This is a genomic window from Arsenophonus sp. PmNCSU2021_1 (assembly GCF_036919435.1).
Classification (GTDB): domain Bacteria; phylum Pseudomonadota; class Gammaproteobacteria; order Enterobacterales; family Enterobacteriaceae; genus Arsenophonus; species Arsenophonus nilaparvatae.
Window position 1 is genome coordinate 50,915 of record NZ_JAZHPL010000005.1, and the last position, 18,620, is coordinate 69,534.

13 protein-coding genes and 4 pseudogenes are annotated in these 18,620 nt (G+C 35.1%); 10 read left to right on the forward strand and 7 right to left on the reverse strand.

The genetic code is table 11. The annotated features are described in order from the left end of the window. Positions 1-53: 53 nt before the first annotated feature. The gene (locus V3224_RS10640) at positions 54-1,442 is read right to left on the reverse strand and encodes an MFS transporter (RefSeq protein ID WP_334470435.1); all 1,389 of its coding nucleotides are present in this window, start codon (positions 1,440-1,442) and stop codon (positions 54-56) included. Positions 1,443-1,552: 110 nt separating this feature from the next. Then, positions 1,553-2,770, reverse strand: coding sequence for a tyrosine-type recombinase/integrase (locus V3224_RS10645; RefSeq protein ID WP_334470436.1), 1,218 nt, complete (start codon positions 2,768-2,770; stop codon positions 1,553-1,555). A 360-nt stretch (positions 2,771-3,130) separates the two neighbouring features. On the opposite strand from V3224_RS10645, the pseudogene V3224_RS10650 reads away from it, so the two are divergent. From V3224_RS10650 to V3224_RS10670, 4 genes and pseudogenes are all read left to right on the forward strand, one after another. Continuing rightward, positions 3,131-4,340 (forward strand): annotated as a pseudogene (locus V3224_RS10650) (tyrosine-type recombinase/integrase). Positions 4,341-4,629: 289 nt separating this feature from the next. Further along, the gene (locus V3224_RS10660) at positions 4,630-5,109 is read left to right on the forward strand and encodes a hypothetical protein (protein ID WP_334470437.1); all 480 of its coding nucleotides are present in this window, start codon (positions 4,630-4,632) and stop codon (positions 5,107-5,109) included. Between the two features lie 90 nt (positions 5,110-5,199). Further along, positions 5,200-7,269: a hypothetical protein gene (locus V3224_RS10665; protein WP_334470438.1), complete on the forward strand. Its 2,070-nt coding sequence runs from the start codon at positions 5,200-5,202 to the stop codon at positions 7,267-7,269. Continuing rightward, positions 7,236-7,871 carry a hypothetical protein gene (locus V3224_RS10670; protein WP_334470439.1) on the forward strand — a complete coding sequence of 212 codons (636 nt, stop codon included), beginning with the start codon at positions 7,236-7,238 and terminating at the stop codon, positions 7,869-7,871. Before V3224_RS10665 ends, V3224_RS10670 begins: the two co-directional genes overlap by 34 nt. Before the next feature lie 108 nt (positions 7,872-7,979). Here the strand turns inward: V3224_RS10670 and V3224_RS10675 are convergent. Beyond that, a pseudogene (locus tag V3224_RS10675) lies at positions 7,980-8,489 on the reverse strand (integrase core domain-containing protein); the annotation flags it as partial. 1,110 nt (positions 8,490-9,599) lie between these two features. On the opposite strand from V3224_RS10675, the gene V3224_RS10680 reads away from it, so the two are divergent. Beyond that, a complete protein-coding gene (locus tag V3224_RS10680) occupies positions 9,600-10,022 on the forward strand; it encodes a hypothetical protein (RefSeq protein ID WP_334470440.1) in 423 nt (140 codons plus the stop codon). A 1,201-nt stretch (positions 10,023-11,223) separates the two neighbouring features. Here V3224_RS10680 and V3224_RS10685 read toward each other — a convergent pair. The 3 genes from V3224_RS10685 to V3224_RS10695 form a co-directional block, all read right to left on the reverse strand. Further along, entirely contained in the window at positions 11,224-12,456 is a 1,233-nt protein-coding gene (locus V3224_RS10685; RefSeq protein ID WP_334470441.1) for an MFS transporter, read from the reverse strand. A gap of 345 nt (positions 12,457-12,801) precedes the next feature. Beyond that, the gene (locus tag V3224_RS10690; protein ID WP_334470442.1) at positions 12,802-13,110 is read right to left on the reverse strand and encodes a hypothetical protein; all 309 of its coding nucleotides are present in this window, start codon (positions 13,108-13,110) and stop codon (positions 12,802-12,804) included. Between the two features lie 6 nt (positions 13,111-13,116). After that, a complete protein-coding gene (locus V3224_RS10695) occupies positions 13,117-13,239 on the reverse strand; it encodes a hypothetical protein (protein WP_334470443.1) in 123 nt (40 codons plus the stop codon). Positions 13,240-13,563: 324 nt separating this feature from the next. Between V3224_RS10695 and V3224_RS10700 the strand changes: the two are divergent. Next, positions 13,564-14,163 (forward strand): annotated as a pseudogene (locus V3224_RS10700) (recombinase family protein). Here the strand turns inward: V3224_RS10700 and V3224_RS10705 are convergent. Beyond that, a complete protein-coding gene (locus V3224_RS10705) occupies positions 14,123-15,097 on the reverse strand; it encodes an IS701 family transposase (protein WP_334470444.1) in 975 nt (324 codons plus the stop codon). The pseudogene V3224_RS10700 and the gene V3224_RS10705 sit on opposite strands and share 41 nt — an antisense overlap. A 145-nt stretch (positions 15,098-15,242) precedes the next feature. Here V3224_RS10705 and V3224_RS10710 point away from each other — a divergent pair. The 4 genes and pseudogenes from V3224_RS10710 to V3224_RS10725 form a co-directional block, all read left to right on the forward strand. Further along, positions 15,243-15,499, forward strand: a pseudogene (locus V3224_RS10710) (IS6 family transposase); the annotation flags it as partial. A gap of 561 nt (positions 15,500-16,060) precedes the next feature. After that, the gene (locus tag V3224_RS10715; protein WP_334470445.1) at positions 16,061-16,648 is read left to right on the forward strand and encodes a DMT family transporter; all 588 of its coding nucleotides are present in this window, start codon (positions 16,061-16,063) and stop codon (positions 16,646-16,648) included. A gap of 248 nt (positions 16,649-16,896) precedes the next feature. Beyond that, complete coding sequence (locus V3224_RS10720; RefSeq protein ID WP_334470875.1) at positions 16,897-17,922, forward strand: pyridoxal-dependent decarboxylase; 1,026 nt, start codon at positions 16,897-16,899, stop codon at positions 17,920-17,922. Beyond that, positions 17,910-18,233, forward strand: a complete 324-nt coding sequence (locus V3224_RS10725; protein WP_334470446.1) for a hypothetical protein — start codon at positions 17,910-17,912, stop codon at positions 18,231-18,233. The genes V3224_RS10720 and V3224_RS10725 overlap by 13 nt, the downstream gene beginning before the upstream one ends. The last annotated feature ends 387 nt before the right edge of the window (positions 18,234-18,620 follow it).

Below are 18,620 nucleotides of genomic sequence, written 5' to 3' on the forward strand. Positions count from 1 at the left end.
ATCAAATTCATATCTATGAATACTAACGAATCTGAGTCATAGATTGATATCAATTACATAGCCTCAAGCTGGATATTACGGGTTTCACGAGCAAACAGATAAACAATAGAACCGATAAAAAAAATAAACGCAAATATGAGGAAAGGTACGAACACGACATTTTCAGAAAAATTTTTGCCATCGATTAGACCGCCGAGAAAAACAGGACCAACAATTTTAGCGGTAGCACCTACACCATAACCGAGTCCAAGACAGGTCGAGCGTACCTGATTAGAAAACATTTCTCCACCAAATGTATTAATAATTCCAAATGCCCCATCGCCAAACATCATAGCGATAAGAATGCCAAAAAAGAAAATCCAGCTTGAAGATAGCATATTCAAATTTAAAAAATGCACGATTGTGCTGATCTGTATAGACAATGCTGCAATTATACATCCAAAAGCACCAATAAGACCGAATAAAAAGAGAGTTCGACGCCTTCCAAGATAATCGGAAATCCATGCTGAAAATAATCGGCCAACTAAATCCCCTAAAGACAGTATCATGAATAAATTTGCCACAACATTAATACTAAAATGGAAAACCTGATTCAATAATACCTGTCCCCATGACTGAATAGCGAAACTTCCTAGTATAAAAGAAAATGAACCAATAGCGACAATAGTCAGTTGTTTTGGGTAGTGCCTTATTATATTTAGATAAGACCTTTTGCTAATCGATACATATTCAGGTAAATGCCCCACTTTAGTTACAGGGATATTCATCGCCCAGGCGTAAGCTTCACGGGCATCCTGAAAACGTCCTTTAGAGAGTAAATATCGTGGTGATTCTGGAATGAATTTTCTCCATGCCAATAAAATAGCAGGAAGACAACCAATAATTAAAAGTCCTCTCCAACCAAGCGGTTCAGCCAGATAACGAGTTACGAATGATCCAATAAATAGACCCAATGGTACAAATGCTGAAGTCAGACCAGTAAATAACCCTCTTTTTTTAGAAGGTACAAATTCTTGAACATAAGGCACAGAAGTCACATTAAGCCCGCCAACGGCTATACCTACGCAAACTCGCATGATTGACAAAAAGAGCCAATTATTTTCAGGCGTTAGTGCAGCCAGTCCGGTAAATATTACAAGTAATAAAATACATGAGAAAAATGATTTCTTACGGCCATATTTATCAGCAAGCCACCCCCAAAAAATTGCGCCGATGACAGTTCCAAGTCCTGCCCCAGCAAGGATAAAACCAGACTGTATTGTGCCTAATGACCACCGTTGATCTTGCATAAGCAGGGTAATGACAAAACCGACTAGAAATAAATCAAAAAATTCGAGAATATTTCCAATAGTAAGCATACATATAAGGGATTTTTGATTTTTTGTTAGGGGAGCTGAATCCAGTTGTTGTATAGCAGTGATACCTACTTTTACTGATTGCATACTTGCTCCTTTTGTATCCGCAAAAGAGTATTCCTAGCGGTAGAAGGCCCTATATTTATAATCTATTAGCCGTTCAGAGCTATTAGCTAATTTATGTAAAATTATATCCATCATAAAGCAAGTAATTTTTTTTCCCACTGTTCAATTATTTCTCGTTTTTCTCTTAGATAATCATACCTATCGTAATGTTTCGCTGACACACCTGGCCTCTTGTGATTTTGAAGTCTATCACGCATTTCCGCACTAATGCCCATATCCCCTGCCAGAGTTTTAAAGGTACGGCGAATATCTTTGGGGGTGAATTTATTAAAACCGGTTAATTTACAGAATTTACGGAGTTGTTTACTGTACTCAGCGGACAGCAAATGCCCTTCTTTTGTATTGCCCGGAAAAAGAAACAGCGCGTCTGGATATTTTTTTCTCTGCCGTTTCAGAATCTCAGTGGCGCTTTGATTCAGAGGGATAATGTGGAAATCACTATTTTTTGATATGTGAGGCGGTACTGTAAGGGTTTTATTTTTTTCATCCCAGTGATCACGAGTATTGGTCATTATTTCCCAAGGGCGCTGCCCGCCACTAAAGATACACAGCAGGGTCAATTGAGCGAAGTCTGGATGAATGGGGCAAGCTGATTCCGTTACTGAGAGCAATCTTAATAGCTCGCTGAGTTCGTCCCATGACAAAAAACGATCAAGTGCTTTATCTACCCGTTTTTGTGGTGGAATGACACTAACTGGATTTCGGTCAAGCCCGTAAATGATTTTTCCGTTAATGTTGGCCGGATCGTTGTCCGCAAATAACCCAAAATTGAATACGGCATGAAGGTTAGCTCTAATTTTATTTGCCCCAGCGTTTGCCCCACGTTCTATAAACTCGGCAAGAACACGCTTAATCTGAACGGGTGTTATTTCCTTAGCGGGTGTAGCAGGATCAATGTACTTACTGGTTAACACTTGGTTGAGTCTATTTTTTGTTTTGTCATAAGAGCGATTACCTTGTTTTTTTTGAGTGGTGATGTAATCGTCAAACAATTGTTTTATAGTGGCGTGTTCAGCAATAGACGTTTCTGGCGCGGTGATATTGGCAGCGGCGGTGAGGGCTTTTGCGGTTGCTTCTGCGAGGGTTACTGTGGGATAATCTCCCAGTGAAAGGAATTTTCGAGCACCCTCTTTATGATACTTGTAAACAAAAATCTTTCTGCCGGAAGGGTAAATTTTCAGACCCAAGCGTCCTGTACCTCTGGTGGCTGATGATTGCCACAGGTAATATGCTTGCTCTTTGGGTTTGATGCCCTTTATCTTGCTGTCAGTGAGTAGTGTTCCTGCCATTACGGGTGCTCTTACGGGTGTCGTTATGGTGAAATACTATGTTATAATATGAAATCAGGCAACATGTAAAAATCTTTTTATTACAGTAAGTTGAAAGCGAATGAAATCATCTGTTATGACTTAAAATCAGAAGTTATCGCCCTTCTAAGCCGTAGGTCACAGGTTCGAATCCTGTAGGGCGTACCATTTTCAAGTCAATACAGCTCTACTGAATTCGCTTTTTATCCTTTATACTTCCTGAAATCACTGAATTTTTCTGTCACGAGCTCTACCGAGGTCAACTCAGTTATACCCAAATCAAGGGGTATCTGGGGGCCTTTGGGGGGCTCATATCGTTCAATGGAAATTAGGGGCCCCTTTATGCCACTAAATGCACGACAGATTGATACTGCAAAACCCAAAGAAAAAGAATACAAGCTGACTGACGGTGGGGGCCTGTATCTGCTGGTAAAGCCTAACGGTGCGAAGTACTGGCGCTTGAAGTATCGTTTTTTAGGGAAAGAGAAAAAGCTCTCTATCGGTGTTTATCCTGATATCTCTCTGGCTGATGCTCGCCTGAAGCGTGAGGAGGCACGGAAGATCATCGTCTTAGGCGGTGATCCTGGAGAAGAAAAGAAAGCTGAAAAGTTGGCTAAAAAAGCCAATGCCGAAAATACCTTTAAAGCTATTGCAGTGGAATGGCATGGGTACAAACGACCTAACTGGTCGAAAGGCTATGCTGACGATCTGATGGAGGCCTTCGAGAACGATATCTTCCCTGACATTGGTAAGCGTCCCATTGCTGAGATCAAGCCTCTTGAAGTGCTGAGCACGCTACGTAAACTCGAAAAGCGAGGTGTGCTCGATAAGCTGCGTAAAATCCGCCAGGCCTGCAATCAGGTGTTCCGCTATGCCATTGTTACCGGCAGAGCCGAAACGAACCCAGCCTCAGAATTGGCGAGCGCGCTGACTGCACTTAAATCTACCCATTACCCCCATCTGCTAGCTCATAAACTCCCTGACTTCTTACAAGCCCTTGCCGCTTATTCTGGTAGTCCGATCACCCGACTGGCTACTCGAATTCTGATGCTGACTGGGGTTCGTACTATCGAGCTCCGCCAGGCTGAATGGAAAGAGTTTGATTTCGATAAGCGTGTTTGGGAAGTCCCGGTCGAAAGAATGAAGCTGCGTCGTCCGCATCTGGTCCCTCTATCCGATCAAGTTATGGCATCACTTCGTGAGATCCAAGCGGTAACGGGCCGTTACCCCCTAGTTTTCCCCGGCCGTAACGACATAACCAAGCCGATGAGCGAAGCGAGTATCAATCAGGTACTTGAAAAGGATTGGTTACCACGGAAAGGCGACGGGGCACGGTTTCCGGCACACGATGAGTACCATCCTGCATGAACAGGGCTATAACACGGCTTGGGTCGAGTTACAGCTTGCGCATGTGGATAAGAACACTATTCGTGGCACTTACAACCATGCACAGTATCTGGAGCAACTCCGGGAGATGATCCAGTGGTATGGGGAATATGTGGATGGGTTGGCGGCTAGGGGAATCGCAGTAAATATTCGTAAAAAGGTATAAATTTTCTGCAGCTGCAGGATGAGCATCTATCGCTATAAGCAATGCTGTAGCTCGACGTAAATTGGGTCGCAGCTTGCACATGTGGATTAAAACGCGGTTCGTGGGGCTTACAACCATGCACAGTATCTGGAAGGGAGGCGAGAAATGATGCAGTGGTATAGTGATTACATAGCTAGCTTGTCTGAACATAGCACACTACTGGTGTTTTATTCAAAAAAACAGTATGAATAATAATTCCAGTAAATAAACACAAGGGTTTGATGTCGGTAACAAATGGAGCGTAATAATCATGAAAGTACAGGAAGCCAAATTTTCATCTAAAGAATTTCTAAAGCGTCGTCGCCCTGAAAAATTTTCTGATTCAACGATCCGAGAGACAGGGTCTTTAGATAGAGTTGTACTTGAGCATTTTCTTTCTACTCTAAATACAAGAAATCAAGAATTACAATTCGAAGATTTTGCTAAAAGAATATGTGAGAAAATAATTTGCCCTAATCTCCTTGAACAGACAGGTCCTGTAGCTGGGGGGGATGGTAAAACTGACACACAAACATTCCCTGTTTCGGAACAAAATAAGCTTCTTTGGTTCGAAGGTGTTAATGAAACATCAAATAAAGAACGCTGGGCCTTTGCGGTAAGTACACGTAAAGACTGGAGGAAAAAATGCCATGAAGATGTGCTTAAAATAAAAGAAACAGCGCGTGGTTATAAAAAAATATTTTGCGTAACAAATCAATCGGCTAAGTCAAATATTCGTTCAGAGGTTTAAGATACCCTAAAAGCACAAACAGGAATAGATATCCGTATATTAGATATTAATTGGATACTAGATCAAGTCTACAAAAATCATTTTGAGCAATTGGTCATTGATACATTATCAGTTCCAACACAATATAAGAGAGAGGTTATTTTTGGAGAAAATGATTATAAGAAGCACAAAAAATATGAAGAACTAACCGAGTATATTAGCGGGAAAATAAACCCTGCTGGAATTTCATATGAGCAAGTGGATTTTTTCTTAGAAGTTGCAGAGTTAAGCGCTGAGCTTGAAAAAGCGATAATTGAAACACAAGGTCTATTTGAAAGAGCTATAAAAATCTCAAAAAAATTTGGTACAAACCAACAATTGCTGGATGCGTATTATCAATACGCTTGGAAGGCCCATTTTTGGATGGAAGATTTTAACCTTTTCGAAGAAAATCTTCAATTAGCGTATGAATGTATAGCATCATCAACTAACTCCTCAAAATGGGAGAAAGTTTTAAACTTAGTAACAGTCCATAAAAGTTATATTAGACTTAACAACGCAACATCTACAATCGACATTGAGAAAATCGAACGTAATATGCTCGTTAAACTAGATGAGATAGCTGACGATGAATCTCGTCCCAGTAATGCACTTACAGCGAGAACTCACAAAGCCATTTATAAAATGACAACGTTTTCAGATGTAGAAGATGCTTCGGTTGTATTTGAAGAGTTACATGAAATTTTTAAAAATAGTGGAAATTTAATAGGCTATCCCTTTGAGAAAAACTTCCAACTTTTGAACGAACTAGATGACATTTTTTTCGAGGTTGATGCATATGAGAATTTATTAGACTATATGACTGAGCAATCCGCTCTTATAGGCGGTGAAGTTAAAGGGGCACTATTAAATCTACGAAGAGGCATAAAGAGAATTCAAAATGGTCACCCTTATCAGGCAATCAAGTATTTAGGAAAATCTTTTATTCCACTCTATAAAGAGGAATCACGAGATAAATTTATATTAGCATTAAAAGCAATAGCTTATGCTTACGAATCCATTGGGTTGCTATGGAGTTCACGTTCATGCTTGCTTCTATCCGCTTCTTTGATTACAGATAACTACTGGAAGTATGATGAGATATCATTAAAGCAGGTTGAGATTTATTATAGTTTATGCCTAACAGAAATAAAACTAGGGAAATTAGCACATGCCCTTTTATGGTATGAATTATTTTTAATAATTAACCAGAATATCAGTGATGGCTCGTTCGGTGATAAAGAAAATCAGCAAGTTGATTTTTACATAAGCCAACTCATTTTGAACACTGATCTAAAAGAAATAAATCGACAGAGTAATATTCCTGATGAACTCGATAGATTAGGACTTTTTGTATCATCGGGATGTCTTAAATATGCTTTAGGTTATATTGAAGATTTTGAGCGTGAGTACGATGTTATTGCAGATAATGATTTTTTGCAAAAAATACGTGACTTTGATGCAGGATTTAATAGTCAAGGCATAAAAGATAACCATGACAAACGAGGAGTATATACATCTTTTATTTTTGGATGCACCATAGAAATTAACTTTCCGAATCAGTCACCATTTATAGAGTTTTCAACTAATATCTTATCACTTTTAGAGAGTGCTTTTGCAACTTGTACGATTGATAACATCCATCTGAAAGAAGCATTTTTAATTATTGAAGTAATAGCAGATGACGAAGGTGACTTATCCTTATCACATGAAATAAATAGCAATAGTGGAAGGCTAAATCTTACAATAAATTGTTCTGGTTTTGATACAAGTGATTTTAGAATCGATGCTCAACAAAAAATCACCAATGAATTCAAGAAAATAGTATTTGATCTTGTCCCTGAATTATTTTTTATAAAAAATACAGAATACATTGAAAAAATGATATTCGAAGATGCTGCATTCGACAGAGCAATTAGTTTCGGTGCCTGTATCAAAGCTATTGAAAATGTTCTTGGAAATGATATTGATCAACAAATTAAGAAAATTTATTCCACAAGTGCTGAAAAGAAAACCTACCCTCTTCTAAGAGATAAATCCTGGGATAGTGAATTTCCGAAAGTGTTGGAGATCGAGGATATAAATGATCCACATTTGGAAAAGGAAGAATGCCTGAAAAGGAACTTAATTCCGAAAATATAACACATAAAGATTATTCCATACAAAGTCTAATCAAACCTCGTTTGTGGGATAGAACACGCTGGAAAGGGGTGGGCTTCGTTCAATTCAAAGCATGTCACCCAGGATTATATCTGTTATTTAAAGACTCCGGTGTGGGTGAAGATATTTTTAAAGATCTTATATCATCTGTAGGCTTATCAGATAATAAATCCAGATTACGTGTTTGTATCGTCAAAGGTATCTCAGTTAAAAAACCAGCTCATTATAGAGTACTGATATCTGAGAATATGAAGAATACTCCAATGACTAAAATAATGACGATGATCAGCCGAATTAACACGATGACTCCCGATAACAATGTCAACCTTGATAGATTCCTTGCTGCTTATCATTCCTGCGGAAAATTTTATCTCGGATGTGATGCAATGTTAAAGAATATTACTACTGATTCTCCACGAAAAGACAGTCTAGGAATAGAAATGAGTACGTTAGATGTTAGGTGGGCATGGGAAATTGGCTTGAATGATGTTGATTGTATTGGTGTCAATTTAGATGACGATGATCCATATATTCCAGATGATGTGGCTGATGCTTCATCATTAGAGTTGATAAATGCCAAATAGTATTATGCTATGAGGAACACCGCTTCTTTAAGGGGGTGGGTTCAAAACAGTTCTTTGAAAATCACACAGAAAACATGTGTCACTCAGAACCTCGGCTGACATTTGATCTTATAGACCTAGTTTATTTTTTAACACTTCATAAGGCGTTTTACCAGCATGAGCTGAATGGGGACGATGACAGTTATAAAAGGCTTCCCATTCTGCTAATTTTTCGTGTAAATCGACATCATCTTTATAATCAATTAACTGATAAAATTCCTGCTTATCGGTGAGATGAGAGCGCTCCACTTTCCCATTTAATCTGGGTGTAGCTGGCTTGATATAAACATGCTCCATACCTAAATCATGCACATGCCAATTGAATTTTGATTGAAATTCGTGACCATTATCAGTTCTAATGGTTTTGATTCTAAAGGGAAATTTATCAACAATATAATTAATAAAATCAATTGCATTCGCCTGATTATGTCGTTCATAAATTTTAAGTGCCCTTATACGTGTTGCATCATCTATTGCAGTATATTGAAAACGTTTAATTCTTTGCCCATCTGGTGCATTAAAAAATAAAAATTTCACATCAACCTGAACATGGTGACCGGGTACTTGTTTTTGATAACGTCACGAGTTTCGCACCAATAAAAAAACGCTCTATTTTTAAGTTTAATTCAGCATAATATGTAAATAGATAAAACCTTATAAATTAAAAATAACTTATTGTAATTTAAGTAAATTTATACGTCTTAGTAAGTTACAGATTAATTATTGTTCTGAAGCCATTTCTAGAATTTTATAGGCCTGTGCGAAACTCGTGTATCATTTTCTTTTTGTAATGCGGCAGATATGCTGAACTGATTATGATTAAAAACACTCAATATTTCTTTTGGCATATATTCACCATTTATATAATTATGTTATTTTAATGAAAATTAATCATAAAAAATATTTTTTATGAAACAATTTTATTTTATTAACTAACATTATTGCAATTGACGTATAATAATGATTTGTATGTAAATTTTCATAATTACACAATTAAATTTAATAGTGGCTGTTAATTACAGTATGTGATGCTACATATTTAAGCGATATCAATAATTAAAGTATTATAAGACTTTATTACTTAGGTGTTGATAATTTTTTATTATCAATAAAAATTTTTTTGAGTATTTTATTTTCTTTATACTTAAATAGATTTATATGCTGTTAAAGCAAGTTTTAAATTAATTTATAACAATTAAGATAAATGTTTTAATATAAAAAATATCATAAAAAAGGTGTCTGGAATATATTTAACGGTTACTTATAGTTAAGTTGAAATTTTGGATTTTAGTTGTGTATTACTTTTTTGTTGTTAGTGCATATATAATTTACTAAAGTGAAATATACTAATTAGTTTATATTTTTGCAATAAAAAATGGGAAAATATTAAATTAGTATTCTTCTATACTTTTGTATTTACCTAAAGAATGAAGACAATCTGTATAAAGCAGAGCTATTTAAATTCTTTGATAACTTGTTGTTGCTTTTACCAAAAAACGCCGCAAATCCTTGTTATTTATCTTGGAGAGGATGTTAATAGTACAATAAAAACCAATTTTGGTTGTTCACTAAATAGAACATAGATACAGTAATATTGTACCTATGTATCAAATTTTTTAATTAAAATTCATTTATTTTAAATTATGAAGAATATAATTTTAACATCAGAGAATCAGTAGGAATTTAATCATGAGTTTATCTATTGGAAATGGTTTTTTTATAAGAGAAAAGATAACTATTGGCGATATTAGAGAAATACAAAAAAATAATTCGTCTATTCAATTAACATTATGGGAAAAAATAAAAGATTTCTTTTTTTCCACGGGAAAAGAAGAAGCTTATTCTTGTGTGGCAAAATTAAATAACTCTTTAGCAGAATTAAATTCTAAAGAAGCAACAAAAAATTTTTTAAAATTAAAATCTTTAGCATCTGAAGGACATAAAAATCACTTTCTAGAATACGGTTATCATGATAATTTTTGTGAAAAAATAAAAATTTTTGAGTTAAAAGACGATAGCTGGAATACTTTAATAAAATTTTCATATTCAAGTGATGGAGATTTTTTTTCATATCAATTTTTACATATAAATATAAAAATAACTAACTTATAAATTCAAAAAACTGTTTCTGGCTAAAAATAATATGACTTAATTATGTCGCTAAATCTAATTGATTATAGCGGCAATTTTTTATTAACTATCTAAGCAATAAAACGGCAGAGGTTTATAGATAAAAAATAATTGGCTAATACTGCAGAAAATTAGAAGAAGTCTATTTTTGTTACTGAGGTGTTGCGATAGAAGCCGAGCGGTAAATCCATTTTGCAGGGCATATGTGTATAACACAAACCGGATATTCTTTTTGGTATAACATACATTGCCTGTCGCTTTATCTTTTTAGGTTTGTTTAATCTGAGTCTGACTTGTTATTATTTGCTAAAGAAAGTTAAGTTCTCCTAAAAGAAGAAACAGTGAATATTTTAAGTAATAATTTGATAATTCATCCTCTCATCACTAAATAAAACATATTTAAACTTAATCAGGGAATACTTTTTTTACTGTTAAAGTTTAAAATCACTGCGTATTAGCTAAATTGTCGTTGATTGTGTTTGTAGGAATACAATTATCAGGGGCGTCAAAACGTATAAAACATTTATTGCTTGATTTTCTATTTGTATCTTTAGTTATATTGCCATTTTCAGCTAATGATAAATAACTAAAGGATAAAAAAACGTAACAATAAGAATTTCTTACAATGATTGCCTAATTTACGTTCCATAGATAACACGAGTTTCGCACAGACCTATAAAATTCTAGAAATGGCTTAAAAGTAATGATTAATCTGCAAGTTACTGAAATGCATAAATTCACTTAATTTACAATAAGTTATATTTAATTTATAAGGTTTTATCTATTTACATATTATGCTGAATTAAACTTAAAAATAGAGCGTTTTTTTATTGGTGCGAAACTCGTGGATAAATGAAATTTATTAACCAATAATACGCAACTTATATGGTCACTCAATAGCAGTTAGTGTAAAGGCAATAAAATTCTATCAAGATGTAAGTATTGTATTTTTTATATAACTTTTTACACTACCAGTGTGAGAGACTATTTGGTAGTTAACCAATAAAAATTTTCTTAATACTAAATATAAAATAAAGGGTAAATCTCATATTATTTGGCATCCATTTTTCCTGTTGTAAAAGAGGGGGGCTAAGATAAAAGTGCTAGCGGGAATGGTTGGAAGTATAAGTTTCATTAGCCACAGCTGGTAGCTGTGGCTGTTCGGATGATAAGAAAGAAATTGTCAAAGTTGTTTAATCGTGGATGTTTCTTCTTTTCGGGGGAGTTTATAAGTAAAAAACGTAGCTAAAAGCAACCAGCATAACCCGCAAAATAAATTTAGCAAATTAAAGGCACCTTCATCTCTCCATAGATAAACTATTTTGGCAAGCTCTATGCCTAAAATAAATATTACCATGTTAATGATGCCCATAGCGGCAGAAACAGTGCCTTTGCTGACATCACTGGAAAATAAGGTTAATCGGATTAAACAGGCGTTCGTCATTCCAAGCCCGAATGCGTATACAGTTAGACCCGCAGTTATCCATAGGTAAGCGCCTAATGAGGAAAATATTGAACTGGCAGCTATTATCAGACCAATGATTATCGGTTTACCACCAAATTTAATTAACTGAACTAAAGTTTTTTTTCCAGTTAGACGGCTTAATGTTAGGTTCCCAATAATTAATCCACCGAAAACTGGTATTTGTAATAATCCATAGATCAGCATTGAGAGCTGTTCTCCACTTATGATAATAACAGGGGAGAGTGCTATCCAAGCTAGTAGCGGTACGGCGGCAAATCCTATTGCAAGTGCGCCGCTGATAAAATGCTGATTCTTCAGTACCTGTTTATAATCACGCCATAAATGGGGAAAAGATAATGTTTCCGCTTTTTGCGTTACGGTTTCTGGCATGAAGAAGAATAAGCCGACGAATGCGATCAAAGCTAAAATAGCAAAAATAATAAATATGCCTTGCCAGGGAAGGATATTGATTAAGGTAGCGCCTGCCAATGGCCCCAGTAATGGAGCTATCAAAGCCACATTGGCCATTAGTGCAATAATTTTGACGCAGATGGTTTCGTTGAAAGCCTCTTGAATAGTTGCATAGCCGACTGAACCGATAAAGCACAGCCCAATGCCTTGTAAGAATCGCATGGCAATGAATTGCTCAATATTCGAAACGAGCAAAATGGCTAAACAGCTAATAATAAAGAACAAGACGCCAATAAGCATAATTGGACGTCGACCACGTCTGTCTGATAATGGGCCAAACAACCATTGTAAGAAAACGCCCCCGGCCAGAAATGCTGTCATGGAGGTGGGGAGCCATTTTACGCCAGCATTGAAATTTGCTACCACTTCTAACATGGCGGGTTGGATCATATCGTTAGCGATGTACACGCTAAATTCAAATAACGTTAAACTTAACGGAAAGAATATACTTTCTGACTTTGACAAAGAGGATGTGCGCATGAATTTATTCTTATTAAAATAGGTAACTGTATGGCCCGCTTTGAGTATTGATACAATAGTCAATAACGGATAGGTGTGATTTTATTTCAATTAGTATAACAAAATCCAGTCTCTTTTATCGCACAGTAGATTAAGGTAAGCATGGAATTTTAGTGTTGTTATTACACTATATCAGATATTTTGTAGCCGAAATTTTTTAGCAATAGAGACCCATTTTAGGATTTGGCTGTTATTTTCTATTAGGGTATGCGCTTTGTCATACACTAAATCAATAATATAAAAGTGATGAGCACCAATTTTATCAATAAAGTAGGAATAAACAATGAACGAGTCACTTGTGCTATTCTATTGAACTAGTTTGCCATCGTCATCTTCCCAGATACAGTTCTCTTGCCACAAATGAGTATGATGTAGCTCTTCATGTCTGGCAGAGTTTGGCCTTTCCATTGGTTTATCTCTGCCAATAGTTTCAACATGAGATGGGTGTTCTAGCTGGATATGGTATGGAGGTATAGGAATATCACCGAATCCAATACATTTTTGTTTATATTCTTCGAATTCGGTAATAAACGATTCTGCTATAGTTCCTAAATTAACAACAAGGTTTGATAGAATTTTTTGTACATTAAAGCTACGAGTTATTTTTATTGCCATCAATCCTTATCTCACTTTTTCCATTTCCTTTGCTGCTATTCTAAAGGCATCAGACATAGCCTTTTTATATTCAGCAGAACGCCTAATAGTTTTACGAACTTTTTTATCTTTTTCCTGTTCTTGTGACATAGTCTACCTCGATTTGTCATCTTACGCTATTCAAGTTTTGCTTGTTAACCTTTAGCCGATTCTATTGTTAACAAGTAGGTTTTTAAATAACTATTTATTACATTATGAACGTTATTTGCTCATTATTGCTTTAAATATAACTATTATTCCTTTAGCTATATATTAGACCATTTTTTATACAAAAAAGTCTTTTTAGATACTAGGATTGTTTCCTCAGTTATAAATTTTTAGACCGCTGAAAATAGCTATTCTAAAATGTCTATTAAATCGCTTTATAACAATAAAAGACATTTATTGTCTTTAAATCGATTAAGGAGACATTTAATGCGGCTTTTTGATTATGCTAGAGTTTCAACTAGTCAACAATCTCCCGACATTCAAATTAAAGCGCTTAAAGAAGCCGGAGTAAGAGCAAATCGAATTTTTACTGATAAGGTATCAGGGAGTCATACTAATCGGGACTGACTCAATCTATTGTGTTTAAAGGTTGAAGAGGGCGATATTATTTTAATTAAAAAACTAGATCGTCTTGGTCGTGATACTGCAGATATGATCCAGTTAATAAAAGAGTTCGACTAAGAAGGGGTGGCGATACGATTTTTAGATGATGGTATCAGTACCGAAGGTACGGTGGGCAAAATGATAGTAACCATTCTGTCGGCGGTAGCTCAGGCAGAACGCCAACGCATTTTAGAGCGTACAAATGAAGGCCGCCTGGAAGCGAAATTAAAAGGCGTTCAATTTGGCCGTAAACGCAGTGTTGATCGGGAGAAAATTAAACAACTACGTTCTGAGGGAATGGGGGCGACGGCGATTGCGCGTCAATTAAAGATTGCGCGGTCAACAGTTTATAAAGTGATTAATACACGAGTTTCGCACAAAACTAATTTGGGTACGCTAATAAAACACGGATTTGCTCAGTAATAGCACTTTTGATTACGTCCCAATTTTGTTGATAAAGGGTTATTTTTTCAGATATACGACGTTTATGTTGTTCAAACCACGCAGAAATAGCGAGAAAAATATGATTTCTTTGCGCTCGGCTCGTGCGAGCCTGACAGCGTTCAATACCACAGTTTTGTTTAACTTCTCGATGATAAACTTCAACAGACCAACGGGCATCCATGATAGATTTGAGGTATTGACGGGTGGGATTCTCTTTGTTTGTTACTATGTAATCAATACGGCCGTTTTTGGCTGTAAATTTGAAAACGGTTACCCAACCATATCCTCGCAAGTGTATTGACGTTCCTTCTTCTGAGATGTCTAACTTGTTCAGTTGTTTGTTATGGTTAACAATCCTATTTTTCCTCAGCGTGGTTACCCAGATCCAACCATGAGAGCGAGTTGATTTCAGGTTATCCAGGCTAGAATACCAAGCATCCATCACTACGGCTTCTGGCATGATCCCTCTTTTTTTAGCAAGAGTGAGCATTTCGGAAAAGTGCGTGTTTTTTGTTTTTCCATCAGAATCTTTATCATAAATACGATAATTGATAGGAATTGATTCAACCTTCGTCAGATCATGCCAAAGCAAATTAACTAAACCTATGCCAGCAATAACATCATGTTCATTACCTGAATATTGATAATGGACCATCACTATTTTTTTACTACGTGTTTTGGCAATCAATGTATCATCGGCTATTAGTACGCAAGGGCTTTTTTTGTCTATAGAAGGTTCAACTAATCGCCATAGGTCTTTAGGTCTAAAACATCTACTTTTTAGCCATCGGCTAACAGTGTCATGAGATAAAGGCGATGGGCTTACTTCTGATAACGCTAAACCAGAGTATCTTAAACTGCTTACTTGTAAGAATGTTTTATAGGTATCTTTAATACATGGATAACCCGACAAAATATGAACACCCTGATTTTTTCTTGTTTTTAAATTTATACTTCTTTTTTGGAGATTGCGAAACTCGTGTAATAATTAAATTTTAGCTTTAAAAAGGCACTGTTGCAAAAATTTAACAAGGGTTAGACTGAGTGTTATTTTTACTAAAATTCTCAATAAAGTGAGAAAATGGCCGCTTTCCAGATTTATCCATACAGACAGAGCGCCTGCATATGAGCATGGTAAGCTGAAACGAATACTCAATGCCCAGCTGGATCAAACAATGAAGATACTTACGCAACGATAAAAGGGATTGAAGCGCGGTGTAAAGGTTAGGCCGAGTCGTTTTACTTCGGCCATCCCCTAGGCGAGATGTGTCTGGTGGGCAGAGTCTTGAAATGTAAGACTCTCACCTATAAATAAGGCTGTGAATATTGATATCCTCCTTAAATTAAATGCGGTGTTGAGAAGAAATCTATTTAATTTTCACCTCATTTTGATAATTTGCTGGGCTATAATAACAATTCAATTGATATATATCAGTATTAAAAAAAACAAAACATAATAATAATATGCTTTGTTTATATATTTTTAATTTATTATTTGATCTCAAAAGCTATTACGAATAAGCAACATTGCATTATCATATTTCTACTCATAACAAAAAATAAATATGTTATTAAAAAATAAATTACTCCTCGGGGGAGGCCTAGCTGTCTCCGCGGGTTTTATGTGGGGAACGCTTGGTGTAATTACTGTTGAATTGGTTGGTTTAGGTTTAAACTCCTTTCAAATTAGTTTTATCAGAATGGCGGGTGCTTTTTTAATTTGCTTATTAGTTGGCTTGTATAAGCAGAGATTTAAATTAGTTAAAATACGACACCTTTTTTTCTTATATTGATTGGATTGATTTGTCAAGCATTAAGTAGCTATGCATTTTCGTAATCAGTAAGAAATATTGGTGGAAATATTACAATCGCATTGATGTGTACAGGACCAATTTTTACTTTACTTTTAAACCGTATCTTCTTTGTTGAAATCCTACAAATAAAAAGTTTGTTATTAGTCATAGTTGCTATTTTAGGCTTGGTGTTTTTAGTTACCGCCAACGACACCACTGCAATCCATAGAAACTTAATGAATATTTGGGTTGGCTTAATTTTTGGTATTATTTCTGGTTTTTGTTACGGTTTATTTCCTATCTTAGCTCGTTACTTAGATAGTGTTTCCTCCTTGATTATCGTTAGTTATAGTTGTGGATTTGCTGCACTTTTATTACTTCCATTACAAACAAATTTATCAATTAATCAACATTACAGCTTAAGTCTGATATTTTGGAGCGCCTTATTAATTTTCTTACCTACAATAATTGCTGATTTGTTTTATGTTAAAGCAATCCATATCTCAGGAACATTAGTCGCATCTTTATTTGCTTTAGTCGAAGTTCCTGCAGCAAGTATTTATGCTGTAATGATCCAGTCGGCTAATATCAACCTTATTCAAATATTAGGCATATGCATTTTTTGCATAGGCCTTTCTGGACTAATTATTAATAAAAATTTAAAAAATTAAGAAGGTGTTTATATGCCAAATTATTTTAACCAAGTAATATCCTTTTTTAATGAAATACATAATCACATATTAAAAGATGCTGAACTAAGACAAAAAAATTACCAGAAATAAAAAGTTTTAAAAATAATTTAGGCGCAAAATTTCCAGTTACACCTTTTAATTATATTAACGAACTAAAAACAATTCATGATAGTCCATGTTCAAGAAAACAATTAATAACTGAAGCCGCTAAATTTTTTGAGGGCTCGATACAAGTTGGATCAAAGAAATCTTTATTTAATATGATCCCTCAACCAAGCCCTGAAGCAACAGCAGCGGCTTGGGCTTCAACATATTTTAATGTTTACAGTCTTATGGACGCATTTGGCGGAAAAAGCCTGTTAGTTGAACAACAAGTAAGCGGTACCATTAGTCGCTGGGTAGATTGGAATGATGCTATGGGAATTTCATGTAGCGGGGGAAAGATAACTATCTTGTATGCACTTAAATCTGCTATATCCAGACTTTGTCCTGCTTCAATTCGCCATGGTTTACCGAATAATTTGATTATCCTATGTAGTGAGGGAGCACACTATTGTGTAGAACATGTTGCAAGTATGATAGGAATAGGATCAACCAACTGTTGGCGACTAAAATCTGACAATGAAGGAAAAACCACCGTTGAATCCTTAAAATTAGCATTAGAAACAGCATTAAATAAAGGTAAACAAATAGCCGCAATCATCTGTTGTGGTGGTACCACAATCAATTTTAATTGTGAAGATACTGTTACAATTAGTACTATTGTTGATCAATTTATTGTTCATAATAAACTTAATTACCGTCCTTATCTTCATCTAGATAGTGTTATTGGTTGGTTGTTTTTTTCTCTAATGAATCAACATGAAGATCAACTAAAGACTAAAATTAACAATGACACTATTGCTAATAAATTTCAGATAGTATTAAAAAGATTGCAAGGTCTAGCTAAATTTGATTCTTTCGGCGTTGATTTCCATAAAAATGGTTTATGTCCTTATTCCAGTAGTTTTTTCATCGGTAAAGATCGTAGATTTATGGATGAGTTAGGAGATGGAAACTATCAGTATTCTGAGCAAGATTTTCAGTATGGTAATTTATGCGCCTATAGGTATACATTAGAAAATTCCCGTCCAAGTCATGGAATACTTTCAAGTTGGGTTAATCTCAAATCCAAAGGGCGATTGGGAATGGGAGAATATCTTATTTCACTCTATCAAAGTCGTTTTAATTTAGAAAAAAAATGCAAACAATGAAGCGTTTATCGATTCTAAATGAAAAAACGTTAGGATGGGAAATAGTCTTTGATATCAACTTTTCTACTCATATCGTTAATATATTTGGCGACAAGGATGAAACAAAAACAAATTTTATAATTTATTGTTGGGAGATAAGCAATTTAGGCTACGATATTCCTTTTTGCAGTATTGTTCCAAATTACAGTATTAATAATGAAAGAGATAAAGTCTCTACCGGTTTTCTATTCTATCCCATGAAACTATTATCTGAAGATGAATGGTTAAACATTCTCGAACTATTGATAAACAAATTTGAGTATAAATCGTAAAAAGAGAACCAAAACATACACAAAATAACAACTAAAATTGAGGCGCCAATTCGTTAATTAATATTGTTCACTCAATAGAAAAATAAAAAATGTTAGAGAATAGTTATCATTAGCATAATTAATTTTTTAATCTTGATTTTTACCTCCATATAGAAAGCAAATTATGACAATCCAAGAACAAAAAGAAGATATTTTTATATGTATTGAGCAGTGGTGTCGTGAATATCAAAATAAAGTAATTAAAAATCAAAAACAACTTCCATTGATTGATTTATCTATAGGAAATCCTGATTTATCACCAAATGAAATATGGACACGAGTTTCGCACAAAACTAATTTGGGTACGCTAATAAAACACGGATTTGCTCAGTAATAGCACTTTTGATT